Origin of the sequence: Legionella bozemanae, from assembly GCF_001648595.1 — a bacterium.
Taxonomy (GTDB): Bacteria; Pseudomonadota; Gammaproteobacteria; order Legionellales; family Legionellaceae; genus Legionella; species Legionella bozemanae.
Map to the genome: position 1 here is coordinate 1 of NZ_LBAW01000011.1, position 24,133 is coordinate 24,133.

Genomic DNA, 24,133 nt, shown 5'->3' on the forward strand with positions numbered 1-24,133 from the left:
GAACCCGTGTTAGGGTGCTGTGTTGTTAACTGGTGAGTGCCCCCGTAATTGGGAAAGACCCAACGATTTGAGAAGAAGAGATGGTACGTACTGTTTAGAACCATTAAGAACCGTTAAAAATGGTCTCAATGGTACCTAGGGTGGGACTCGAACCCACACGGTGTCACCACCACCGGATTTTGAATCCGGCGCGTCTACCAATTCCGCCACCCAGGCATTTAAGCGGCCATTATAACAAAGAAATAAATTCTCACAATGGGTTTTAGTATATTATTATTTAAAAAATAGTTTATTACTTAAGAGGGGTTTATGAGGAAATATCATTTTGTTATTTTTAGTTTTTTTCTTGCACAATTTACGGCAATGGGCCATGCAACAAATTGTCCTGATCCCCAAACTACTTCTTTAAAATGGGGCGTTCCACCAGATCCATGGGTGGTGAATCCTTATTCGCCTAATCGCCCGCAAGGGGATAAAAATACCAGTTTTGTGCGGGCAAATATTTTGGTTGCTGGTTATGGGCAAGGAGTGGTGTGCACTTACAAGAACTCAGCAGGTGAATATTCAATTTGGTGGCAAGTTCCTACTAAAATTCCCTCACGTCTTGATTACCATTGGATTGATACATTAGGTGGCTTTGTTTGCACTCAAGGATTGGAGCAGTGCCAATTTTATACCGCATGAAACTTTTGAAATTTATGGCATGAATAAATATGGTCTATATTAATTAATGTCATTGATGAAAATGGAGTTTCAAATGAAAAATATTCATTCAGTTTCAAGATGGATAGGCCAGCTTATTGCCATTCTTTTTTTATTGAGTAGCCCATTAATTGGAGCAAATGCAGCGTGTTGTTCAAAGCATGGGGGCGTTGCTTCTTGTAACACAACTACGGGTTATCAAATGTGTAAGGATGGCACTGCTTCTCCTACATGTACTTGTAAAAAATCAACGGGCACAACTTCCAGTACCAAAGGGTGTTGCGCAAAGCATGGTGGGGTAGCACAATGTGATAAATCTACTGGTCATCTAAAGTGTAAAGATGGTACGCAATCACCTGACTGTGCTTGTCATTAAGCTATTTATAGCCTGGATGATCCAGGCCATTTTTATTATGAAATTAGGTCATCAAATGCGATCTTCGGTGATATCTATCATCATTTGCAAAGATTTTTTAGCATTATCGATAACCCATTGTTGATCTTTTGCTGGTAGCCTGTTTCTACTTCCAGTGAATTCATTAACTACGTCGCCTGCTTTAACTTCATTATAAGACATTGTTTTTCCCTGCCTTAATAAATCAACAAGCGCGACTAGATGAGGAGGATCGTTACGCGACATCGTAGCGCATCCACAGCCTATTCCTTTTTCATTTTCTTTTTTGGGTGCTTCAGCCAAATTGACTACTTCTATATTTAAACCGTTACAATATTGCTTTAGATTTTCTACCATATGATTTTCCGTACCAATCGCATAACGTTTAGTTTTAGCACGATCATGGACTACATAATCCCAGATGAATGCTGTGGAACCTGAATGTTGTGCTATTTTAATGACTGAGTTACGGCATTCTGGATGAACGATAGTAGTGTATCCTTGATTATTCCAATAATCACACATTTCAGGTTGATAATGTGTATGTACGGCGCATTGGCTTGCAAATAATATTAATTGGGCTTCATCAAGCTGCTTCAGGGTTTTCGAATCTTGAGCTGCAAGTGAATATTGTGCTCCTGCCGTTCCACCAGGCCAATAAGCAAGATTTTTTATTCCTAACCAATAAGCTACGTTTTCTCCCATATGTTGATCGGGAATAAAAAGGATCTTTTTATTTTGTTTTAGCGCCCATTGAAATATTTTTTTTACGTTAGAACTCGTACAAACAGCCCCCCCTTGGGCACCAGTTAATGCTTTGACTCGACCGGACGTATTCATATAGCAAACTGGCAAAATATTCTCAGCACCATAACGTTCGTTCAAATCAAGAAAAGCAGGTTCAACCATGAAGTCCTTGGCAAGCATCTCCATGGTACAACCCGATTTAGGATTAGTAATATAAACCTGTTGGTTTGCATTCGCTAAAATACTAATAGATTCCGCCATAAAATGCACGGCAGATTCAATAATAATGGATTTTTCAGGATGTTCAGCTGCCATCAAGGCCAATTGGTAGGAATCACCGATAAGTCCTCCAAATTGTTCCACTAAACGGACAATATCGCCACCCATGTAATAATGAGCCAAAAGCAATAATCGCTCACCAAAATGATCTTGAGCTTTTTTAAGATAAGGAGTCATCCAGCCTAAAACTGTTGTAAGCTTACGATCAGGTAAGGCCTGGTACTCTTGAGCATAGGGAATGAATTCTTCTTGATACCAGTCGATCGGATAGTCACTTTGGCAAATACTCATATCATTTCTGATATGCATTAAGGTAGTTTCAGGTTTATAAAGAGTGGAGTTTTTAAACATCAATTTTGCCTCAAATCATTTTAATGTATTACTTTGGTTATACCAGTACTTGTAGTCTGGGTGCAGCGTAGCGGAACTCGGGTTTTCTGGATATAAATAAGCTCCTCAATCCTGGGTTCTGCTACGCTGCACCCAGGCTACATTTATTATTTATTCTGGCGAAGTATCCATCAATCCAAGTTTGGCAATGCTTTCTTGTGCCTCGGCTTTCTTATTTGGGTAATCTTCACGAAAGTGACCGCCACGTGATTCTCGTCTTGCCAGAGCCGCCCTTACAATAAGTTCGGCATTAAGAATAATGTTTCTTAATTCAATAAAATCTCGGGTGATACTATGCTTCCAATAATATTCTTCAATTATTTTTTTACGTTTCATTATTAATTGTAGTAGATCTTCAAGCCCTGCTTCAGTTCGTACTATGCCTGCATAAGATGTCATTTCTCCTCTTAAGCCACGCCATTGAGCATTAATTTGACTGGCGCGGCGGGTATTAACTTCGCTAGGTGCACTCCAGTTAGGAATATGTTCAGTGTATTTCCACGGAGCAGAAACATCTTTTAAAGTACATCGAGCTGCATTGGAACCCATGACTAAAGCTTCAAGCAATGAATTACTTGCCAAGCGATTGGCACCATGTAAACCGGTAAAAGCAACTTCTCCTATGGCATAGAGCCGTTTTAAATCCGTACGTCCATCAATATCCGTAAGTACGCCCCCACATTGATAATGTGCTGCTGGTACCACAGGGATCATATCTTGGCTCATATCAATGCCAATGGATAATAAAGTCGTATAAATCTGCGGGAAACGTTTTTTCAGGAATTCTTTGGATTGATGGGTAATATCTAAATAAACATATCCCATTTGGCTATGTTCAATTTCACTAAAAATAGCACGTGCAACCACATCACGTGTTGCTAACTCCATTTGCTCAGGGGCATAGTGTTTCATAAATCGTTCGCCTGTTTCGGCATTTTTGAGGAAAGCTCCTTCGCCACGCACAGCTTCTGAGATGAGAAAATTATTTAAAGAATGATGATGCAGCAGAGTCGGGTGGAATTGATAGAACTCCATATTGCCAACTCGTGCTCCAGCACGATAAGCCATGGCTACCCCGTCGCCGGTGGCAACCATAGGATTTGTTGTATATCGATACGTTTTACCTGCGCCTCCAGTAGCTAATACCACGCAGTTTGCTAAAAAAGTATGAATTCGATTTGCAGTACAATCCAAAATATAAGCGCCTAAAACCTCTCCTTGAATATCGGTACGATGAGGGTGGTAATGAGTAATTAGGTTAACCGCTACATGATGCTCAAAAAAATGAATTTGATGCTGCTGTTGCGCGAGTTGATTCATTGTTTGGGTAATCGATAAGCCAGTTTGATCACCACAATTAAAAATACGTCGATGGGAATGTCCTCCTTCTTGAGCCAAGTGAAAATTTCCTTTGCTATCTTGCTTAAAGTGAACATTATATTGATTCAGCTGTTTTATCATCTCTGGGCCTTGTCGAATAATAAATTCGACGGCTGGCGAATAACACAGTCCATCTCCAGCAATCAGGGTATCCGAAATATGCGATTCCAGAGAATCTTCTGCTGAAAAAACAGCCGCGATTCCGCCTTGGGCATAACGGCTATTGCATTCAATAGCTTCTGCCTTGCTGATTAACGCGATTTTTAACCGAGGCTGCAGCTGAATCAACTGCAAGCAATATTGCAATCCCGCCAGTCCTGTGCCCATAACAAGGACATCAAACTCAAAGGTCTGTCCTTGTTGCGAGAGTGTCTCACTCATAAAAAGGCCTTTACTAACTGGGTTGCCAAGCCTGTATAGTTTTCTGGCGTGAGTTTAATTAATTGTTCTTTAGCTTCCTCAGGTATTGAGAGCCCCTTAATGAATTGTTTGAGGCTTTGCTCATCAATTCCTTGCCCACGGGTTAAAGTTTTTAATTGTTCATAGGCATTGGGCACATTATAACGACGCATCACGGTTTGTACCGCTTCAGCTAATACTTCCCAATTTGATTTTAAGTCTTCTTGTAAAGGACGCTTATTGATCTGTAATTTATCATTACCTTTGGCCAGGGACAGATAGGCAATAAGGCTGTAAGAAAATGCCATACCTATATTACGCAATACGGTAGAATCAGATAAATCGCGCTGCAATCGTGATTGAGTCAGTTTATTTGCAAAATGAATGAAGAGGGCATTTGCCATTCCTAAATTTCCCTCGGCATTTTCAAAATCAATGGGGTTTACTTTATGGGGCATAGTGGATGAACCCACTTCTTCTGCTACAGTTTTTTGTTTGAAGTAACCCAGAGAAATATAGCTCCAAATATCTTGAGTATAATCGAGCAGGATATTGTTAATGCGTACCATAATTTGTGATACTTCCGCTAACCCATCATGCGGCTCGATTTGTGTGGTATAGGCATTAAAAGATAAACCCAGGGATGTAACAAAATTAGCACAGTGCTTGCGCCAATCAACTTCGGGATAAGCTACAACGTGAGCGTTATAATTACCAACGGCACCATTGAATTTACCAGGGATCAATACTTCACATAATTGCTGTTGTGGCCTTTTAAGACGGGCAACAAAATTGACTAACTCTTTCCCCATAGTTGTAGGTGTTGCTGGTTGGCCATGTGTTCTGGATAACATAGGTACATCTGCATGCTGTTTTCCAAGTAGCGTAATGCCTCCCATAATTTCAGCAAGCGTGGGTTGAATGACCTGGGCAATTGCCTGTTTGACCATTAAAGCATAAGCTAAGTTATTGATATCTTCTGAGGTACACGCGAAATGAATAAAAGCAGTAATTGCTTGCAAACTGGCATTATGCTGGAACTTATCTTTTAAGTAATATTCTATTGCTTTAACATCGTGATTTGTTTGTCTCTCAAATTCTTTAATTTTGATGGCTTCCTCTTCATCAAAATTGGCAAGCAGATCATCAAGAAAGTCCTTAGCTTTCTGATCTAATTGAGGGACTTCAGAAATTGCATTATTGGCAGCTAAAGATTCGAGCCAACGAATTTCTACAGTCAGGCGATAATAAATTAAAGCGAACTCGCTAAAATAAGGACTCAAAGCCCTTGTTTTATTAATATAACGCCCGTCGATTGGAGAGATCGCATTTAAAGCAGTAAGAGTCATAACAGTAGCTAGCCTTAATAATAAAGCACATATAATATTAGATGCGCGTTCAGATGTGAATAAAGTGAGGAATTTTATCAGAAAATTGATATTTTTTTAATACGATTGTGTATAATGATTTCATTTTTGAGAATGTGTTATAAAATTTTTATGAAAACCATCATCGAATCATATCAAGCGGGCCTCTTCCATAAGAAATATTGGTTACAAAATATTATCTCAGGAATTATTGTGGGCGTTGTTGCTTTGCCTTTGGCGATGGCTTTTGCTATTGCGTCAGGTGTACGACCGGAACAAGGTATTTATACCGCGATTATTGCTGGCTTGATTGTTTCAGTTATGGGCGGAAGCCGCTTACAAATTGCAGGTCCTACCGGTGCTTTTATTGTAGTGCTTTCAGGGATTACAGCTAAATACGGGGTTTCCGGGTTACAAATTTCAACGCTACTTGCGGGGTTCATACTCTTATTTTTTGGCCTTGCTCGTTTGGGGGGCATTATTAAATTTATCCCTGCCCCGGTGATTATTGGTTTTACTGCAGGAATTGGTGTAGTAATTTGGGTAGGGCAATGGCACTACTTTTTTGGTCTTCCCTCTGGTGGAAGTGGCCATTTTCATGAAAAATTATGGTACTTGCTGCACTCTTTTCCACAGCTCAATATACCTACAACCGTTTTAGGTTTTTTCTCACTGTTTTTGGTTATTTTTTCCAATAAAGTGCCAGGATTAAAGCGTGTTCCAGGGCCGCTTGTGGCTTTAATGGTTGTGACAGGATTGCAAGCTATCTTTCATTTTTCCGGAGTTGCAACTATAGGTTCCTTGTTTGGTGGGATACCCCAAGGCTTACCCGATTTTAAATTGCCTGATCTCACCATAGATAAGGTGATTGAATTGATAGGTCCTGCTTTTACGATCGCGATGCTCGGTGCTATAGAATCACTTTTATCAGCAGTTGTTGCGGATGGAATGGCAGGAACAAAACATAATTCCAATCAAGAGCTGATTGGTCAGGGAATAGCTAACATTTTTACGCCATTGTTTGGAGGGTTTGCAGCAACAGGAGCTATTGCACGTACGGCAACCAATATTCGTAATGGTGCAAATAGCCCGTTAGCGGGTGTAATCCATGTACTTACTTTAGTTTTAATCATTCTTTTTCTAGCGCCTTTGGCGGTGAATATACCGCTTACAGTACTTGCTGCAATTTTGTTTGTTGTCGCTTGGAATATGAGTGAAGTAAAACATTTCATTAAATTAGTACAACGTGCCCCAAAAGCTGATGTTGTAATTTTGTTAGTCACTTTTTTCCTTACCGTGTTTGTTGATTTGGTGGTCGCAGTAAATATAGGTGTAATTATCGCCATACTGAATTTTATACGAGGTATGGCTTCCAGTGTTGAAGTCCAACAAATGACTCAAGAAGAACTGGCACATGAATTGGCACGACAAAATATAGAAACGTTACCGGATGGAGTATTAGTCTATGCTGTGGAAGGGCCTTTTTTCTTTGGCGCAGCAGAAGCCTTTCAACATGCTTTAGCAGTAACCCATACCGATCCCAAAACATTAATCATTAGAATGCGTTGGGTACCATTTATGGATGTTACTGGCTTGCAAACTTTGGAAGAAATTATTGAAGATTTACAGGGGCGTAACGTAAGAGTGATTTTAAGTGGAGCCAACTCACGAGTAGAAGAAAAACTACGTAAGGGAGGAATTATCAAACTTCTAGGAGAGAAGAATTTCCACAAGGAATTTTCACAAGCTTTGGTTGCATGCAATGCCTATTAGCTAGGTATCCGCTGGATAGATTCGATAAAATGATCGTTTGTCCCTGTGGGATGAAAACAAATGTTGGCTGACAAATAAAGTTTCTAATTCCCATAGCCTCACATTTTCAGTAAAATGACTATCATTTTATGGACTTGGGGTAGTTATGACGGTCAAAACACATATTATCGATTTAGCACATCTTGGCATGCACGATCTGGAACAGGTTGGTGGGAAAAATGCTTCCCTTGGAGAGATGATCAGTCATTTATCCTCTGCAGGGGTATCTGTTCCTGGCGGATTTGCAACAACAGCAGATTCATTCAGAGAGTTTTTGTCCCAAAATAACTTAGATAAGAAAATCTATGAAAAATTAGCGGCCTTAGATCCAAATAATGTGCAGCAGTTGGTCGTTGTTGGGAAAGAAATCAGAGAAATGATTGTCAATACGCCATTTACTCCTGAGTTTGAACATGCAGTACGAGCTGCATATGAACAGATGTCCCACTCTATAGGCCACGATAATTTCAGTGTAGCGGTGCGTTCCTCAGCAACAGCGGAAGATTTACCCGATGCCTCATTTGCAGGTCAACAAGAAACTTTTTTAAATGTCAAAGGAATTGATGAGGTTTTGCTCTCCATCAAGCATGTTTTTGCATCATTGTTCAATGATAGAGCAATCACTTATCGTACCCATCATCAGTTTGCCCACCATGAAGTCGCTTTATCTGCAGGTATTCAACAGATGGTCCGTAGTGATTTGGCTGTAAGTGGTGTGATGTTTACTATGGATACCGAGTCGGGGTTTGACCAAGTAGTATTTATCACTTCATCTTATGGTTTGGGCGAGATGGTTGTTCAAGGCGCAGTCAATCCAGATGAGTATTATGTGCACAAGCCAGGGGTTCAAGCAGGTAGACCTGCGGTGATTCGCAGAAATCTGGGAAGTAAAGCTTTGAAAATGGTTTATTGTGATGATCCTAGCAAGCAGCAACGAGTTAAAACTGTTGAGGTTGATGCAAAAGATCGACTGCTCTTTTCTTTAACTCCGAGTGAAGTGGAAAGCTTGGCGAGGCAAGCCATAATTATCGAAAAGCACTATGGCCGACCAATGGATATAGAATGGGCAAAAGATGGTCTAAACGGTCAATTATATATTTTACAAGCACGTCCTGAAACAGTAAAAAGCCGCGCCAATAAACAAATATTGGAACGCTATACCCTGCAACAAAAAGGGGAGATATTGGCCGAAGGACGCAGTATAGGGCAACGTATAGGGCAAGGTAAGGCAAGAATTATTAAAGATGTAAGTGAAATGGATCGTGTCCAACCTGGTGATGTATTGATTTCTGATATGACTGATCCTGATTGGGAACCTGTAATGAAACGTGCTTCAGCTATTGTTACTAATCGTGGCGGCAGAACGTGTCATGCGGCGATTATTGCTCGTGAATTGGGTATTCCCGCTGTAGTAGGATGTGGTGATGCTACAAAAACCATACGTGATGGTGATGAAGTAACCGTTAGTTGCGCTGAAGGGGATAACGGCTATGTATATGCAGGCTTGCTACCTTACGAGCAAGTTCATCTTGACGTAGAAACCATGCCTGAATTGCCGATGAAAGTGATGTTGAATGTGGGCAATCCGGAGCGTGCTTTTACATTTCAATCCATTCCTAACTCAGGGGTGGGGTTGGCTCGTCTTGAGTTTTTAATTTCCAATACTATTGGTATTCATCCACGCGCATTACTTGATTTTGAACGCTTGAAAGATAAGGAATTAAAACAGTTTATTACTGAAAAAACAGCAGCTTATGCGTCGCCTGTTGAATATTATATTGAGCGATTAAAAGAAGGGATTGCAACAATAGCCGCCGCATTTTATCCTAAGCCCGTAATTGTACGGTTGTCTGATTTTAAATCAAATGAATATGCAAATCTTATTGGCGGTAATTTATATGAGCCGCATGAAGAAAATCCAATGCTGGGCTTTAGAGGTGCATCACGTTATGTTTCTGAATCGTTTGCGGAGTGTTTTGCTTTAGAGTGTAAAGCAGTACGACGAGTTCGTGAGGAAATGGGTTTGATGAACGTAGAAATAATGATCCCCTTCGTAAGAACAGTCACTGAAGCAAGCAATGTAATTCAAGTTTTAAAGGAACATGGACTTGAGCGAGGTAAGCATGGATTACGCGTGATTATGATGTGTGAATTACCCTCCAATGCATTGTTAGCCAAAGAATTTTTAGAGCATTTTGATGGTTTTTCTATTGGTTCTAATGACTTAACTCAATTAACACTGGGTTTAGACAGAGATTCTGGTTTGATAGCGGCTCAATTTGATGAGCGAGATGAGGCAGTGAAAGTTTTATTACATATGGCAATTTCTGCTTGTAAAAAGGCCAATAAATACATAGGAATCTGTGGTCAAGGGCCTTCAGATCATCAAGACTTTGCTCAATGGTTAATGAAAGAAGGCATAGAAAGCGTTTCACTTAATCCGGACTCTGTTTTGGAGACATGCTTATTTTTGGCAAAACAATAGAGACTGTTTCCATTTCCACTATCTTGGCCAAAATGGCTTGATTTTCGAGTCCCAAGCAGTATGGAATGGGAGTGCAGAAAACAAGCCATTTTGACTCAATCTAGCAGGGGGGCGAAATAAATTGCTGAAAGAGATATTCTGTTCGAGAACTATTAAGTGCGCCTTTTAGTGAGGGTATAAAAGAGTAATGCAGCGTTTAAAATGGTGGCTTTTTATTGCGGGATTAGGTCCTGCTCTGGCTTTTGCTTCGACTGAACCGGATCATACTGATCCGGTTGCATTTGTATTACTTGGTGTAACTACAATTTTCTTTTTTGCAATTATTGGTCGTTATACAGCGAGACGCATACATCAGCCCAGCGTTCTTGGAGAATTGCTGATAGGGATTCTTATTGGTAATTTATTCTATTATTATGGATTTCCATTAGCTATTTTGCTGCGGGAAGGATCTTCAATTTTTGATGCAGTGAGACAAATACTTGAAGGGGTACCTTTAAATCAAGCAGTTACTTCAGTTATTCCTAATGCAAATTATGCACAGCAAGTCATTAGTGCTTTAAGTGGTCCTCATGGTGCTGATTTCTTAAAAATTACTTATATTGTTGATATTTTTTCACGATATGGGGTTATTTTTCTTCTCTTTATGGTGGGTTTGGAAAGTTCAATAGAAGAAATAAAACATACTGGCCGTCATTCATTTTTTGTTGCTTTGATTGGTGTTGTTGCGCCCATGCTGCTGGGTTTTGCGGTGGCATATCTATTAATGTCTAATGGCTCTTACCAATCCGATTTATTTATTGCCGCTACATTGAGCGCTACCAGTATAGGAATTACCGCACGCGTGTTGACTGAAATGAAAAAATTACGCACTAGAGAAGCAAAAATCATTTTAGGTGCGGCAATGTTGGATGATGTATTGGGTCTAATCATATTAGCGGTGGTCAGTTCTTTAGTAATTAGTGGCTCCGTAGATATGATGGTTGTCTTGCGTATTATTGTGAGTGCATTGTTGTTTTTTGCTGGCACTCTTTTCCTGGGTCCAATTGTTTTACGTAAGGCGATTCATTTTTTTCGTTTTCTTGAGCCTTGGGAGGCAAAATTATTTATTTCCTTTATATTTATCATGACTCTTTCCTGGCTCGCTTCAGTGCTTCAACTGGCAACAATTATCGGTGCATTTACCGCCGGGGTTATTCTACATGATGACTATTTTGATGGTGTTCCTTTGACCCAACAAGAAAATCGCAGTATTTATCATTTATTATCGCCATTGGAATCCATCTTGGCGCCTATGTTTTTTATTGTGATTGGCATTCAAGTTAAGTTAGAGACTTTTTATCATTGGAATGTAATTATTTTGGCAAGTGGTTTAATCATCGCCGCGGTGATTGGCAAATTACTTAGTGGCTATGGAGCCCGCCCTTCTGATGATCGATGGGTAATTGGTATCGGTATGTTACCTCGCGGTGAAGTAGGTTTGGTTTTCGCTTCTATTGGTCGAACTTTGGGGGTTATGTCAGATGATTTATTTTCTGCAATCGTTTTAATGGTTATGGTTACCACGTTTATGGCCCCTCTTTTATTAAAAGCACGCTATCTGAAGAAGGATAAGAAATAACATATGAATAAAACTTCTTTACACATAGAGGCCGATGTAACACGTGCATTACATGAGGATGTGGGTGATGGTGATGTGACTGCAACTTTGTTATCTGCCCATCTTCAGGCTGAAGCAAAAATTATTTCTCGTGAGCCTATGGTAGTCTGTGGTCAACCTTGGGTTAATGAGGTATTCAATCAACTTGATGAGCAAATCAAAGTGGAGTGGCAAGTTGCTGAAGGTGAATGGTTATCAGCCCCATCTACTTTGTGTACTTTATATGGCTCAGCAAGAAATATTTTAACAGGCGAGCGCACTGCATTAAATTTTTTACAAACTCTTTCAGCTACAGCAACACAAACCCATCATTATGTAGAAAAACTTCGCGGCACGCCAACTCGATTACTGGATACGCGGAAAACGCTTCCTGGTTTAAGAGTGGCACAAAAATATGCGGTTACGTGTGGAGGTGGCTTTAATCATCGCATGGGGCTTTATGATGCCGTTTTAATTAAAGAAAATCATATTACAGCTTGCGGTTCAGTAGCAAAGGCAGTTGCTTTAGCAAGAAAGAACCAAAAAAATATTTTAGTTGAAGTAGAAGTCGAAACTCTGGATGAGTTGCGTGAAGCAATTTGTGCTCACCCTGATAGAATCATGCTGGATAATTTTAGTCAGGACATGCTTGAAAAGGCGGTTAGAATGAATCAACCAAAATATTGTACTTTAGAGGTGTCTGGAGGAATTACGCTGGAAAATATTGCTGCAATAGCCCAATTAGGCGTTGATTTCATTTCTGTTGGTGCGATTACCAAATCAATTCAAGCCATAGACTTAAGTTTACTAATTAGGAAGATTTTATGATGCCAATGATTGTTTTTACAGGAGGAGGTACAGCTGGGCATGTAGCGCCCAATATAGCGTTGATTAAAGAGTTTAGCCATAAAGGCTGGGAAATCGCCTATATTGGTTCTGCTCAAGGTATTGAAAAACAGATGATAGAGCCACTTAAAATCCCATTTTACGGGGTAAGTAGTGGTAAGTTACGTCGCTATTTGAGTTTTAAAAACTTATTGGATCCTTTTAAAATCCTTCTGGGTATTGCGCAATCCTTCTTTCTTCTTAATAAATTAAAGCCCGACGTGATTTTTTCTAAAGGCGGTTTTGTTGCATTTCCAGTAGTAGTGGGTGCTTGGTTAAAGCGGATTCCTGTTGTTGCTCATGAATCTGATATGAGTCCCGGTCTTGCCAATCGACTCTGTTTTCCTTTTGTCAATAAAATATGTTTGACTTTTGAAGCGGGAAAAAAACATTTTAAAAAACAAGACAAAATAGAGATAACTGGTACTCCTATTCGTGAGCAGTTATTTACTGGAAACAGTGACCATGGACTTGCATTGTGTGGATTTAATGCAGATAAACCCTGTCTTTTAGCGATAGGAGGTAGCTTAGGGGCTGGCTCTATCAATCGTATTATTCGTGAGGCTTTACCTCAGTTAATAAAAGAATACCAAGTTATTCACATATGTGGAAAAGGAAAATTAGAACCCTCCTTGGCTGCTCAAACAGAATACAAACAATTTGAATATGTTAATGAAGAGTTAGCACATCTGTTTGCTGCGGCATCTGTAGTTGTTTCACGAGCTGGGGCTAATTCTCTATATGAAATCTTAGCTCTGGGTAAACCTCATATTTTAATTCCTTTACCAGCAGAGGTAAGTCGAGGAGATCAAATCCAAAATGCTCGATATTTTCAAAAATTAGGCATTAGTCTCGTAATTGATGATCGATCTTTGAATGGTGATACTTTACTGCAAACGTTACATGAACTGGAGAATAATAAAGAGGATATTAGAAATAAAATCGATGCACTAGATATTAAGTCCGCCACGGAGCACATTGTATCTATTATTGAGGAGCAAGTTCATGTTCAATCCGCAAGCACTGTATGACTTTGTTTGTCGTCAATGGGAAGAGAAAATCATTCCTAGTTTATGTGACTATATAAAAATTCCTAATAAATCGCCCCATTTTGATCCTAAATGGCAGGAGCATGGATTAATGGAGCAGGCAGTTTCCCATATTGCTAATTGGTGTAAGACGAATGCGCCTGCAGGGATGATGCTGGAAATTATGCGGCTGAAAGGGCGTACTCCATTAATTTTCATTGAAGTTCCTGGCGAAATTGATGAAACTGTTTTGTTATATGGGCATCTTGATAAGCAGCCGGAAATGTCTGGGTGGAATGAAGATTTGCATCCATGGAAACCAGTGTTAAAAAATGGACGTTTGTACGGTCGCGGTGCTGCAGATGATGGTTATGCCGCCTATGCTTCATTAACCGCGATTTGTGCATTACAGAAGCAAGAGTTACCTTTTCCTCGTTGTGTTTTGATTATTGAGGCATGTGAAGAGAGCGGTAGTTATGATCTGCCTTATTACATTGAATTGCTAAATGACAGGATTGGCAAACCCAAGTTGGTTATTTGTCTTGATTCTGGCGCAGGTAATTACGAGCAATTATGGATGACTACTTCCTTGCGTGGCAATTTAGTGGGCGAGTTATCAGTTGAGCTGATTCGTGAGGGCGTTCATTCGGGGGCGGCGAGTGGTATCGTGGCCGACAGTTTTCGAGTTGCTCGACAATTAATTAGTCGTATTGAAGACGAAGTTTCAGGTGAGGTGAAATTACCTGAATTGTATTGTGACATTCCTGAAGAAAGAATAATGCAGGCAGAACAGTGTGCGCAGGTGTTAGGGGATTCTGTTTATACAGAGTTTCCTCTCCATAAAGGGGTTGAACCGGTAACAAAAGATAGGAAGCAATTGATTCTGAATCGAACCTGGAGACCCGCATTGACAGTTACTGGAGCCAATGGGTTTCCTGCCATAGAGGATGCAGGAAATGTTTTGCGGCCGCAAACAGCATTAAAATTATCCATGCGGCTGCCGCCTTTGGTAGATCCTGAGATTGCTGCAACAGCGATGCACAATACATTAACTGAAGAAACTCCTTATCATGCCAAAGTGAGTTTTAAGATAGGTGATGGCTCGCAAGGATGGAATGCTCCTAAGCTTGCTTCCTGGCTGGAAAAAGCTGCTGATGCCGCATCAATGGCCTATTATGGTAAGCCCGCCGCTTATTTGGGTGAAGGTGGAACTATTCCTTTTATGGGTATGTTAGGGAAGAAATTTCCTGATGCACAATTTATGATTACCGGCGTTTTAGGACCTCATTCCAATGCGCATGGTCCTAATGAGTTTTTGCATTTGGATATGGTAAAAAAATTAACTGCAAGTGTTGCTTATGTACTTTATCATGCAGCTTAATGTTTTCAATGATACAACGCTCTATGTACCGCGCTTTATACTTGAATACATATTCTATAGTCTATCGTGATGTCTAAAAGAGGGCCATCCCTGTGTAGACAGGGATGACTGTTATGCCAACCGTGTTATGCAATGAATCTTGAATTTTTTGTTACTTATTAAAATAAGATAAAAAAATTAAAAATTTCTCGACAGGGAACTCAATTCTTGGGATACTTCTGCTCGGCTCTGGAACGAGCCATATAGTCCAACAATTAGGAGAAAATTATGAAAGCAAAATTTATTGCTGTTGTATTGTCATTATCTGTAATTACTCTATCTGCTCATGCAGTCAATACTAAAGAAAATTCGATTAAAAAAAAGCCTCCTGTAGTAATTCATAAAGTTGATCTTAATACTGCTGATTTATCCATGCTTACTGGTTCAGTGAAAGGCATAGGAAAAAAACGAGCGGAAGCAATTATTGCATATCGAAAAAGCCACCATGGTTTTAAATCTTTGGAAGAACTTGCTGAAGTGAAGGGCCTAGGGCAACATTTTGTGACTGCGAATCGAGATAAATTAAATCAAGTGTTTGTTGTGAACAAGATAGAATAATAAACCATACTGAGTCAGCAGTTTATTATTCAGCCTGGGTGAAAGTCTGAAAGACCGAAACCCGGGTTTCGCTACGCTACGCCCAGGCTACGTTTAAGTTGATGCTATTACGTGAACACTAAAAATAAATCAAATTATTTAGAGTACCTGTATTGGCGAATTAATTTGCTGTAACTCCTGATCTAGAGCGCTAATTTTGCTCTTAAAGAAGGTAAAGCTTGTTGCTTGATGAATCGGGATAAACCCTCTTTTATGATGAATGGCTTTAAGGAATTTTCCGATATCACTTTCTTCTCCACTATCCCTGCTTAATTCCTCATTGATGCTTTCCTCAGACAAGGTAGCTATTTTATATTTATCACTAACAGACAATTCTTGGAAAGCGGTTTCAATTGCTTTCGTTTTCTTATGGGGATCAGAAGAGAAAAATCCAGCTCGCTCCAAAATTCCCTTATTGATATTTTCAATAAACTCATTAATCTTCTGCAAACATTTAATTTCAGTGTTTACTTCTAATAACTGTTTGACTTCTTTGCTTGTCATTATTTTATCTTTTATCTTGATCATATCTGACATATTTAAACGCAATGCTCCAAGAGCGAGTAATAAATCAGCTTTTTTAGCACTTAAATCAAGTGGCGCGGGTTGCTCCTTGGGCATTGGTTGTGTTTGTTGACGCAATGCTTCTTTAAGTTGACTATTTTCGTTTTGTAGAAATTCCAACTGAGATCTAAGCTGAGCTACTTCGGGTGCAATCTCACTTGATGATGCTTTAGCTTGTTTTCCTACGTCACGGGGTTGGCGCAATAATTCATTTTCTTGTTGCAAAGATTCCAACCGGGATCTAAGCTCAGACACTTCAGATGTGCCCTCACTTGACGATTTCGAGGGTTGTTTCTCTGCTTCAAGTAGTCGTTGTTGCAATAAAACGTTTTCTTGTCTTAAAGATTCTAATTGCTTTTGAAGCTCAAGAACAGTTTGTTCATGTTTTTGTGCGACACTTAGTTTACTTTTTAACTCTTCATTTTCCTTTTTGACAGCTTGAAATTGTTCTTCCAACTGTACTAAAGCGGTACTTTTTTGTTGAATATCGATACGAATTCTTTCTATTTCTTCCTTGAGTTTCGTAATGGTTTCTTTAGAAGTGGATTCAACCTTCTGTAATCGCTCAAGCTCTGAATGTTGTTGTTTAAGTTGTCTATTTGCTTCATCCAATTGAAGTTTAAGTGTTTCATGTTGCTGCTTAATACTTTGTAGTTGTATCTCAGATTCAGCAAAAACAGATTCTTTTTGTTGTAAGGTATCCTTTGTCTTTTGTAGTTCTTCTTTAGAAGATAATAACTCTCTTTTTATCTTATCTAAAGCTGCTTGCCATTGAGCAGCATAAGTATTGATAAGTTGGGTAAGCGTCATGTTATTTATTGCTTCAGCTTTTTCAGGTTCTTTTTGGATAAGACTTTCTCTAAAGGCAGTAATATAGTGATTGATTTTCGCTGGATTTCCTTCAGGAAAACCGAGTATTTTAAGGGCTTCACTTTGCTCAGTTTCTTGTTTTTGGACTTCTGCAAGCACTTCTTTTTTTATTTTATAACCGGCGTTGGCTACTCCAAAGCATTTTTGACATGTACCTAGGAATTGTTTTATTTGATCAAGAAACTCTTCTGCTTTTCCTATTTTACCCTTTTTTAAAGTGATAATATCTTGTAAACATCGATTAATAGCGTTATACAATGATGCCCATTGTAAGTCTATTCCAGAGGTTGACGCTTGCTCTTTTCCTAATTGTTTTGCCGCAGCTTTAGAGGCTATCTCTTCTAAGTCTAAAACGTTAAAAGGAGTTCGCATAAATTCAACCAAATTAAGGATTGAATCCAGAAGATCATCTACTTTTTTAGCATACTTAGGCTTGAACATAGCCTGTTGATCTTCAGTAGGAATGCCTTTAAATATTAGAAGTTTTAATATGGTTACATGTTTTTTGGCTGGAGAACCCTCTAGACTGTCAAAAAATTTTTTTGGTGTAAATCCTTCTGGAATTAGTGGTTTTACAAAATCATATACTACTTGGATTTGTTCCTCACTTAATTCAACAATGGGTTTGCCTTTTAATACTATATCCTGACGTAAATACGCCCCTAACAAGGCGGAAGCATCAATGGATGCTCTGTTTAATACAGGAATATGAAGTCGATCATCACCGCGTACACTTATAAAATTACGAATATTTTCTTCTACCCTTTTATAAGCGGAATTAGTATCCTTTCCTTTATTAGTTGCTGTTTTCATAAAAAGAAACAGATACAAAAGAAGCTTTGACAGGAGATCCGCATCCCCATCAGTCCATTGTGATAGTTCATTTGCTTTTAAACTGGGCATAATAATTACAACCTCAAAATAACAAAAGGATAATAGGACGCGTAGTATATAATATAATCACATTGACTACAAATTATATTTTCCAATGGAATACGATGATAAAAATCTTGGGTTAATTTAAGAAGCTCATCTGATTATTTAAATTAGCAAATGTTCGTAAATAAAAATAAGACACTTTATTTGGGCTTTTGATTCCAGTTCAAAAATTCAAAATTCTTTGTATGTATAAATATTCACTCTTTAATTTTAAATTGTTGTGTAAGAACTGTCGATTTTTATCCAAATTTAGGATAAAGTAGCGCACAAAAAAAGAATGGGATAGTGCGGCATATGTTCAGAAAATTAAGGGGTGTGTTCTCCAATGATTTATCGATAGATTTGGGAACAGCTAATACATTGATTTATGTAAGAGATAAGGGGATTGTCCTAAACGAACCTTCCGTAGTTGCTTTACGTAATGAATCAGGACAAAAACGTGTTGCGGCCGTAGGCCTCGAAGCGAAGCGGATGTTGGGACGAACTCCAGGCAATATCAATGCCATCAGACCAATGAAAGATGGAGTGATTGCTGACTTTTTTGTTACTGAGAAAATGCTGCAGCATTTCATACATAAAGTACATGAAAATAAATTCTTACGACCAAGCCCGCGTGTTTTGGTTTGTGTTCCTTGTGGTTCTACGCAAGTCGAACGTCGTGCAATTCGCGAATCTGCAATGGGTGCTGGTGCTCGTGAAGTATTTCTTATTGAAGAACCTATGGCAGCGGCTTTAGGATCTGGAATGCCAGTAGAGGAAGCCAGTGGCTCTATGGTCGTTGATATAGGTGGTGGTACTACTGAAGTCGCGATTATTTCCTTAAGTGGTATTGTTTACCATCAATCTGTTCGTATAGGCGGCGATAAGTTCGATGATGCTATTGTATCTTATGTCCGTCGCAATTACGGTACGCTAATTGGTGAAACCACTGCGGAACGTATTAAACATGAAATTGGTTCTGCTTTCCCTAGTCGTGATTTATTTGAAATCGAAGTTCGCGGAAGAAACCTTGCTGAAGGTGTTCCTCGTAGTTTCATTCTGACGAGTGCAGAAATTTTAGAAGCACTTCAAGAACCTTTATCAGGCATTGTTGGCGCAGTGAGAGCTGCGTTGGAGTTAGCTCCACCTGAACTGGCTGCTGATATTGCTGAGCGTGGTATGGTTCTCACTGGAGGCGGTGCTTTATTGAAAAATATTGATACTTTGCTCATGGAAGAAACTGGCTTACCTGTATTAATTGCTGAAGATCCGCTGACCTGTGTAGCACGTGGTGGTGGTAAAGCTTTAGAAACCATGGATTTACGCGGTGGTGATTTCCTCTCAACAGAATAATAAATATAACAGATTATTTAGCAGGAGCGGGTACAGTTCTATAGGATTTGTGCTTGCTCTTGTCTTTTCTGTTTTTCTAATGTTTTCTGATTATCATTATCGTTATTTAGATAATGTTCGTAGTGGCTTTTCCATAGTGGTTGCTCCTTTGCAATATGCAGTAGATTATCCTGTGCGTGTTATTGGCTGGATACAGTCACTGGTTAGTGCAAAAAAAGCTTTAATTGCAGAAAACATGCAATTGCGCTATCAGCAAACCATGTTGGAAGCAGAATTACAAAAATTAATTGTTATTCAAAAGGAAAACCTACAATTAAAAGAGTTGCTCCTCACCTCATCACAAGCAAATATGAGCGCAATGGCTGCACAAATTCTTGCTGTGGATACCAGCAATTCTCGCCAAGTGGTTGTTTTAAATAAGGGAAAACGTGATGGTGCTTATGTGGGACAACCTGTTTTGGATGCGAAAGGAGTTATGGGGCAAATTGTCGATATAGGCCCTATAACCAGCACGGTTTTACTTATCTCGGATTCCAAAAGCGCTGTACCCGTACGTAACAATCGTACTGGAGAACGGGCAATTCTTGTTGGAACCAACGATATAGAGCAATTATCCTTAATTAATTTACCAAAAACCTCATCCATTCATCCTGGCGATGTATTAGTAACCTCAGGTTTAGACAGACACTATCCTGAAGGTTACCCCGTAGGTCTTGTAGAAGAAGTAAATAGTATTCCTGGTGAAGATTTTGTTAAAGTGAAAGTGAAACCAGTTGCACTGCTTAATCGTAACCGGTTGGTATTACTCATATGGCCTGATGCTGAGCAAGAGCAGTTGAACGCGCAAATTAATGAACGTTTAAATGCCAAGGAGACTATGTGATAAGAAATCTTCGCGTACGTTTGTGCTTGGGTTTTATTGTAGCTCTTCTTTTATCTATATTACCCATGCCTGTATTAATCTCAGCATTCCGTCCTCCCTGGATATTATTGCTTGTGCTTTATATAGAATATTTTTTACCAGGCAACTTCAGACTGACTACATTGCTGTTTGTGGGATTATTATTGGATGTATTACTTGCCACAGTAATTGGGGAACACTCATTTGCCTTACTTTTGGTAACTTGGATTGCCTCCAGCAAATCAAGACGATTTCAATTTTTTTCTATGATGCAGCAAATCTTTTTAATTGGATTCTTTTGTCTTTTATATCAATCGATTATTTCTTTAATTGCTGCTCTGCTTGGATTCAATTACAGCTTATTTACCCCTGCAGCCAGCGCTTTAGTCGGCATGTTTATCTGGCCATGGATTCGCCTGCTGGGTGAAGATACTTTGCTGAAACGTTTGGTTTATCGTTGAAAAACCAGTTCAGCTCTACCCCGACTTCCCGTGGCTTGTCCGCGGGATCCAGGAGATCTGCGCTGAAACACTGGATCTCGCGGACAAGCCACGGGGCGTAGGTAGAGATGCGATCAGGAGACAGCTGCCTGCAGCCGGGAATAGTCAAAATGAGCCAATCTACGAGATTTATGAGTCAGTTCAAACTACATCAGCTCCTCTTTTTTTCCCCTGAGTTCTAGGTGATTTGAAAGGGTGATGGATTACTCTATATTCACCAGGTTGTAAATTCTCCAAGCTCCAGTCCCCAATTTGATGGCGTACCAATCTTAAAGTTGGGAACCCAATTGCCGCAGTCATTTTGCGAATCTGATGATTTTTCCCTTCTTTTAAAATAATTTCCAGCCAACTGGTCGGGATGTTTTGTCGGAAACGAATTGGTGGATTACGCGGCCATAATTGTGGTTCACTAATAAGTTTGGCTTCTGCTGGCAAAAAGGTAATATCTTTAAGAACTAAACCTTTTTTAAGGGGTTCTAAATCGGTTTCGCTAGGTATTCCTTCTACCTGTACCCAATAATACTTCTTTTTATTGAATTTGGGATGAGTTAGATGATGTTGCAAAGCGCCATTATTGGTTAATAATAACAAGCCTTCACTGTTTTTATCCAATCGTCCTGCTGCATAAAAATCGGGTTTATTAATAAAAGCAGCTAATGTGTGTTCATGATTCTCACCAGAGAATTGACTGACGACACCATAAGGTTTATTGAAAAGTATAATTTCAGGCATTAAGTATGATATAAAAAAGAGTTTGAGTGTGCTTATAGTAGGAGCTTTCTACATGATGAGCAAATCCTCAATACAATTCATTGTTTTTATAGGTTGATTCTTATACAATAACGCAAAAATTATACTTTATGGTGAAAATTTTTATGAAATCAGCACTCTTAGTTTCGCTTTTTTTTTGTCAGTTTGCCTATGCAATGAATCATATTGTAATAGTTGGTGATGAAAAAGTAGAGATTAAGCATACACTAGGCAAAGGTAAGACCTATGTTCATGTGCATCATAATGAACAAACAGCTTTAAAAGCAGCACAGGCAGTGATTCAGAAAGACGGAGGGAGCCTTATTACTTTAGTACACTCCGGTGGCCGCAACATAGTATTTCATTTAAATAATCAGCGTTATGAGTTTGATCCGAACCGGATTTTTACAGATAAAGGAATTAAAAAAACGCTGTCACAGTTTGGGCCATACACTCCTCGGGCACATCAGGAAGTAAACAAGTTGGCAAGTAAAATTAAACAGTTACTACCAAAAGGTAAAGTAGTTGCTGTTCATAATAATTCATCTTATTCACTTAAAGATTATTTACCAGGAAAGTCGTTGGAACGTGATGCTCAGGCGATTCATATGGTTCCTGAAAATTATTTTCGGAATTTTTATTTAGTTACCAAAATTAATGATTTTCTCCGCTTGAAAAGCCAAGGTTATAATGGTGTTTTACAAAAACCTTCTGCAACAGATGATGGATCATTATCTATTTATTTAGCAAAAAATGAGTATATCAATGTTGAAGCAGGATATGATCAACTGATTGAACAAATCAAAATGTTGCAACATGCTTAGTAAGCTTCCAACTACGAAGAATTAAATAGAAATGGTACTTGGGATTCCAAGTTATCACATGCTATCATTGCCTTTTCTCTAATTTTACGGAGTTGTCAATGACATACGATAAAATCAAAGTGCCTTCTCATGGTGAAGCTATTACAGTTACTGCTGATCTATCACTTCGTGTACCCAATAATCCCATTATCCCTTTTATTGAAGGAGATGGCATTGGTGTAGATGTAACACCTCCTATGATTCGAGTTGTTGATGCTGCGGTTGCAAAAGCATATGGCGATAAGAGAAAAATTGCCTGGATGGAAGTGTATGCAGGTGAAAAAGCAACAAAAGTGTATGGGTCTGATCAATGGTTACCTAAAGAAACTTTAGAAGCGCTGAAAAAATATGTTGTTTCGATTAAAGGCCCCTTGACGACTCCTGTCGGCGGGGGAATTCGTTCACTTAATGTTGCAATTCGTCAAGAGCTGGATCTTTATACTTGCTTACGTCCAATTCGTTATTTCACTGGTGTTCCAAGCCCCCTTAAAGAGCCTGAGAAAACGGATATGGTTATTTTTAGGGAAAATTCTGAAGATATATATGCTGGTATTGAATGGCAGGCTGATACTCCCGAAGCCAAGAAAGTGATTGAATTCTTGATGAAAGATATGGGGGTTAAAAAAATCCGTTTTCCTGAGCACTGTGGCATAGGGGTTAAACCGGTTTCTAAAGAAGGAACTACGCGCTTAGTCAGAGCAGCAATCCAATATGCAATTGATAATGACCGGCACACAGTAACCTTGGTTCACAAGGGTAATATTATGAAGTTTACCGAAGGTGCATTTAAAGATTGGGGTTATCAAGTTGCACGTAATTTTTTTGACGCCAAAGAATATGAAGGCGGCCCTTGGATGGAAATTAAGAATCCTAAAACAGGCAAGCGAATCATCATTAATGATGTAATTGCGGATGCATTTCTACAACAAATTCTTTTAAGACCAGAAGATTACAGCGTCATTGCTACACTTAATTTAAATGGCGACTACATTTCTGATGCTTTGGCAGCCCAAGTAGGTGGTATCGGTATTGCTCCAGGTGCAAATTTAAGTGATAAAGTTGCTGTATTTGAAGCAACTCATGGGACTGCACCAAAATATGCGGGCAAGAATAAGGTAAATCCTGGATCGATTATCCTTTCTGCAGAAATGATGTTACGTCATATGGGATGGACTGAAGCGGCTGATTTAATTATCAAAGGTATGCAAGGTGCTATAGCAGCCAAAACAGTAACTTATGATTTTGAGCGTGGCATGATTGGTGCAACTTTGGTGAGCAGCTCTGGTTTTGGAGAAGAAGTAATTAAGCAGATGTAAAGCGTATGGCATAAATATATAGCCTATGGGAAATGAGTGAAATTGGGAGAGATAAATACAGTCTCTCCGAGGTCACATTGCTTCTGTTAGGTTGTAATTTAGGCCATTTATGATTTCTATCGTGAATGAATGCTATCTAATCAATATGTTTTTGATTATTTCAAAGGCTAATTTTTTCATTAAAATTAGCTGATTTTACTGGCCAAAAGTGCGTAGGGAGTCTATAAAAATAATATAGAGGTTGTATGTTATGAGTGGGCAGAATCTAGAGGAAATTATAAGGCCTAAAGTAGCTGAGCCGGAGCAGAGTACTGAAATCAGAGTGCCTAGAAAGTACAAAGTAGTGTTGCTCAATGATGATTATACACCTATGGATTTTGTAGTTGATGTACTGAAGCATTTTTTTCATCTGAGTGAAGAAATTGCTATTCAGGTGATGTTACAGGTTCATATTCAAGGAAAAGGCGTGTGTGGGGTATTTACGCGAGATATAGCAGAAACAAAAGTAGCGCTGGTAAACGAATACGCCAGAATGAATCAGCACCCATTGCTATCCAGCATGGAACCCGAGTAATTT

The 24,133-nt window shown here is 39.1% G+C and carries 20 protein-coding genes and 1 tRNA gene; 15 read left to right on the forward strand and 6 right to left on the reverse strand.

Going from position 1 to position 24,133, the window contains the following annotated elements; genetic code table 11:
• Positions 1 to 129: 129 nt before the first annotated feature.
• A tRNA-Leu gene (locus tag A8O27_RS09560) sits at positions 130 to 216 on the reverse strand.
• Positions 217 to 363: 147 nt separating this feature from the next.
• Between A8O27_RS09560 and A8O27_RS09565 the strand changes: the two genes are divergently transcribed.
• Together A8O27_RS09565 and A8O27_RS09570 are read left to right on the forward strand one after the other, a co-directional pair.
• On the forward strand, positions 364 to 684 hold the full coding sequence (locus A8O27_RS09565; RefSeq protein ID WP_374930664.1) for a DUF3757 domain-containing protein: 321 nt from the start codon (positions 364 to 366) through the stop codon (positions 682 to 684).
• Between the two features lie 73 nt (positions 685 to 757).
• A complete protein-coding gene (locus A8O27_RS09570) occupies positions 758 to 1,078 on the forward strand; it encodes a hypothetical protein (protein WP_058459655.1) in 321 nt (106 codons plus the stop codon).
• A gap of 51 nt (positions 1,079 to 1,129) precedes the next feature.
• On the opposite strand, the gene nadA is transcribed toward A8O27_RS09570, so the two are convergent.
• The 3 genes from nadA to purB form a co-directional block, all read right to left on the reverse strand.
• Positions 1,130 to 2,473, reverse strand: coding sequence for a quinolinate synthase NadA (gene nadA / locus A8O27_RS09575; protein WP_058459656.1), 1,344 nt, complete (start codon positions 2,471 to 2,473; stop codon positions 1,130 to 1,132).
• Between the two features lie 150 nt (positions 2,474 to 2,623).
• Positions 2,624 to 4,273 (reverse strand): L-aspartate oxidase, encoded by a 1,650-nt coding sequence (gene nadB / locus A8O27_RS09580; protein WP_058459657.1) that lies wholly within the window; start codon positions 4,271 to 4,273, stop codon positions 2,624 to 2,626.
• Positions 4,270 to 5,640 carry an adenylosuccinate lyase gene (gene purB, locus A8O27_RS09585; RefSeq protein WP_058459658.1) on the reverse strand — a complete coding sequence of 457 codons (1,371 nt, stop codon included), beginning with the start codon at positions 5,638 to 5,640 and terminating at the stop codon, positions 4,270 to 4,272. The genes nadB and purB overlap by 4 nt, the downstream gene beginning before the upstream one ends.
• A gap of 150 nt (positions 5,641 to 5,790) precedes the next feature.
• On the opposite strand from purB, the gene A8O27_RS09590 reads away from it, so the two are divergent.
• The 7 genes from A8O27_RS09590 to A8O27_RS09620 all read left to right on the forward strand — a co-directional run bounded on the left by A8O27_RS09590 (position 5,791) and on the right by A8O27_RS09620 (position 15,482).
• Positions 5,791 to 7,431: a SulP family inorganic anion transporter gene (locus tag A8O27_RS09590; protein WP_058459974.1), complete on the forward strand. Its 1,641-nt coding sequence runs from the start codon at positions 5,791 to 5,793 to the stop codon at positions 7,429 to 7,431.
• A 145-nt stretch (positions 7,432 to 7,576) separates the two neighbouring features.
• The gene (gene ppsA, locus A8O27_RS09595) at positions 7,577 to 9,955 is read left to right on the forward strand and encodes a phosphoenolpyruvate synthase (RefSeq protein ID WP_058459659.1); all 2,379 of its coding nucleotides are present in this window, start codon (positions 7,577 to 7,579) and stop codon (positions 9,953 to 9,955) included.
• Positions 9,956 to 10,142: 187 nt separating this feature from the next.
• Entirely contained in the window at positions 10,143 to 11,573 is a 1,431-nt protein-coding gene (locus A8O27_RS09600; RefSeq protein WP_058459660.1) for a cation:proton antiporter, read from the forward strand.
• A 3-nt stretch (positions 11,574 to 11,576) separates the two neighbouring features.
• On the forward strand, positions 11,577 to 12,419 hold the full coding sequence (gene nadC, locus A8O27_RS09605; protein ID WP_058459661.1) for a carboxylating nicotinate-nucleotide diphosphorylase: 843 nt from the start codon (positions 11,577 to 11,579) through the stop codon (positions 12,417 to 12,419).
• On the forward strand, positions 12,416 to 13,507 hold the full coding sequence (murG, locus tag A8O27_RS09610; protein ID WP_058459662.1) for an undecaprenyldiphospho-muramoylpentapeptide beta-N-acetylglucosaminyltransferase: 1,092 nt from the start codon (positions 12,416 to 12,418) through the stop codon (positions 13,505 to 13,507). The genes nadC and murG overlap by 4 nt, the downstream gene beginning before the upstream one ends.
• Positions 13,482 to 14,885 carry a M20 family metallopeptidase gene (locus tag A8O27_RS09615; protein ID WP_058459663.1) on the forward strand — a complete coding sequence of 468 codons (1,404 nt, stop codon included), beginning with the start codon at positions 13,482 to 13,484 and terminating at the stop codon, positions 14,883 to 14,885. Before murG ends, A8O27_RS09615 begins: the two co-directional genes overlap by 26 nt.
• 267 nt (positions 14,886 to 15,152) lie before the next feature.
• Entirely contained in the window at positions 15,153 to 15,482 is a 330-nt protein-coding gene (locus A8O27_RS09620) for a ComEA family DNA-binding protein (RefSeq protein ID WP_058459664.1), read from the forward strand.
• Positions 15,483 to 15,620: 138 nt separating this feature from the next.
• Here A8O27_RS09620 and A8O27_RS09625 read toward each other — a convergent pair whose 3' ends face one another.
• Complete coding sequence (locus A8O27_RS09625; protein WP_058459665.1) at positions 15,621 to 17,858, reverse strand: coiled-coil domain-containing protein; 2,238 nt, start codon at positions 17,856 to 17,858, stop codon at positions 15,621 to 15,623.
• Between the two features lie 330 nt (positions 17,859 to 18,188).
• Here A8O27_RS09625 and A8O27_RS09630 point away from each other — a divergent pair, with 330 nt between their 5' ends.
• From A8O27_RS09630 to mreD, 3 genes are read left to right on the forward strand one after another with little or no spacing between them, the layout of a single operon-like run.
• Positions 18,189 to 19,226, forward strand: a complete 1,038-nt coding sequence (locus A8O27_RS09630) for a rod shape-determining protein (protein WP_003636696.1) — start codon at positions 18,189 to 18,191, stop codon at positions 19,224 to 19,226.
• Positions 19,204 to 20,109 (forward strand): rod shape-determining protein MreC, encoded by a 906-nt coding sequence (mreC, locus tag A8O27_RS09635; RefSeq protein ID WP_058459975.1) that lies wholly within the window; start codon positions 19,204 to 19,206, stop codon positions 20,107 to 20,109. The genes A8O27_RS09630 and mreC overlap by 23 nt, the downstream gene beginning before the upstream one ends.
• Entirely contained in the window at positions 20,109 to 20,588 is a 480-nt protein-coding gene (gene mreD, locus A8O27_RS09640) for a rod shape-determining protein MreD (RefSeq protein WP_058459976.1), read from the forward strand. The genes mreC and mreD overlap by 1 nt, the downstream gene beginning before the upstream one ends.
• Before the next feature lie 180 nt (positions 20,589 to 20,768).
• On the opposite strand, the gene A8O27_RS09645 is transcribed toward mreD, so the two are convergent.
• The gene (locus A8O27_RS09645; RefSeq protein WP_058458179.1) at positions 20,769 to 21,359 is read right to left on the reverse strand and encodes a pseudouridine synthase; all 591 of its coding nucleotides are present in this window, start codon (positions 21,357 to 21,359) and stop codon (positions 20,769 to 20,771) included.
• Between the two features lie 143 nt (positions 21,360 to 21,502).
• Between A8O27_RS09645 and A8O27_RS09650 the strand changes: the two genes are divergently transcribed.
• From A8O27_RS09650 to clpS, 3 genes are all read left to right on the forward strand, one after another.
• Complete coding sequence (locus A8O27_RS09650; protein WP_174223912.1) at positions 21,503 to 22,201, forward strand: protein tyrosine phosphatase; 699 nt, start codon at positions 21,503 to 21,505, stop codon at positions 22,199 to 22,201.
• 98 nt (positions 22,202 to 22,299) lie between these two features.
• A complete protein-coding gene (icd, locus tag A8O27_RS09655) occupies positions 22,300 to 23,556 on the forward strand; it encodes an NADP-dependent isocitrate dehydrogenase (RefSeq protein ID WP_058458178.1) in 1,257 nt (418 codons plus the stop codon).
• 250 nt (positions 23,557 to 23,806) lie between these two features.
• The gene (gene clpS / locus A8O27_RS09660; RefSeq protein WP_019235066.1) at positions 23,807 to 24,130 is read left to right on the forward strand and encodes an ATP-dependent Clp protease adapter ClpS; all 324 of its coding nucleotides are present in this window, start codon (positions 23,807 to 23,809) and stop codon (positions 24,128 to 24,130) included.
• Positions 24,131 to 24,133: the final 3 nt, after the last annotated feature.

Coding starts and splice junctions, on each gene's coding strand:
- A8O27_RS09565 (WP_374930664.1), top strand. CDS start 364: ATGGGCCATGCAACAAATTGTCCTGATCCCCAAACTACTTCTTTAAAA.
- A8O27_RS09570 (WP_058459655.1), top strand. CDS start 758: ATGAAAAATATTCATTCAGTTTCAAGATGGATAGGCCAGCTTATTGCC.
- nadA (WP_058459656.1), bottom strand. CDS start 2,473: ATGTTTAAAAACTCCACTCTTTATAAACCTGAAACTACCTTAATGCAT.
- nadB (WP_058459657.1), bottom strand. CDS start 4,273: ATGAGTGAGACACTCTCGCAACAAGGACAGACCTTTGAGTTTGATGTC.
- purB (WP_058459658.1), bottom strand. CDS start 5,640: ATGACTCTTACTGCTTTAAATGCGATCTCTCCAATCGACGGGCGTTAT.
- A8O27_RS09590 (WP_058459974.1), top strand. CDS start 5,791: ATGAAAACCATCATCGAATCATATCAAGCGGGCCTCTTCCATAAGAAA.
- ppsA (WP_058459659.1), top strand. CDS start 7,577: ATGACGGTCAAAACACATATTATCGATTTAGCACATCTTGGCATGCAC.
- A8O27_RS09600 (WP_058459660.1), top strand. CDS start 10,143: ATGCAGCGTTTAAAATGGTGGCTTTTTATTGCGGGATTAGGTCCTGCT.
- nadC (WP_058459661.1), top strand. CDS start 11,577: ATGAATAAAACTTCTTTACACATAGAGGCCGATGTAACACGTGCATTA.
- murG (WP_058459662.1), top strand. CDS start 12,416: ATGATGCCAATGATTGTTTTTACAGGAGGAGGTACAGCTGGGCATGTA.
- A8O27_RS09615 (WP_058459663.1), top strand. CDS start 13,482: ATGTTCAATCCGCAAGCACTGTATGACTTTGTTTGTCGTCAATGGGAA.
- A8O27_RS09620 (WP_058459664.1), top strand. CDS start 15,153: ATGAAAGCAAAATTTATTGCTGTTGTATTGTCATTATCTGTAATTACT.
- A8O27_RS09625 (WP_058459665.1), bottom strand. CDS start 17,858: ATGCCCAGTTTAAAAGCAAATGAACTATCACAATGGACTGATGGGGAT.
- A8O27_RS09630 (WP_003636696.1), top strand. CDS start 18,189: ATGTTCAGAAAATTAAGGGGTGTGTTCTCCAATGATTTATCGATAGAT.
- A8O27_RS09645 (WP_058458179.1), bottom strand. CDS start 21,359: ATGCCTGAAATTATACTTTTCAATAAACCTTATGGTGTCGTCAGTCAA.
- A8O27_RS09650 (WP_174223912.1), top strand. CDS start 21,503: ATGAAATCAGCACTCTTAGTTTCGCTTTTTTTTTGTCAGTTTGCCTAT.
- icd (WP_058458178.1), top strand. CDS start 22,300: ATGACATACGATAAAATCAAAGTGCCTTCTCATGGTGAAGCTATTACA.
- clpS (WP_019235066.1), top strand. CDS start 23,807: ATGAGTGGGCAGAATCTAGAGGAAATTATAAGGCCTAAAGTAGCTGAG.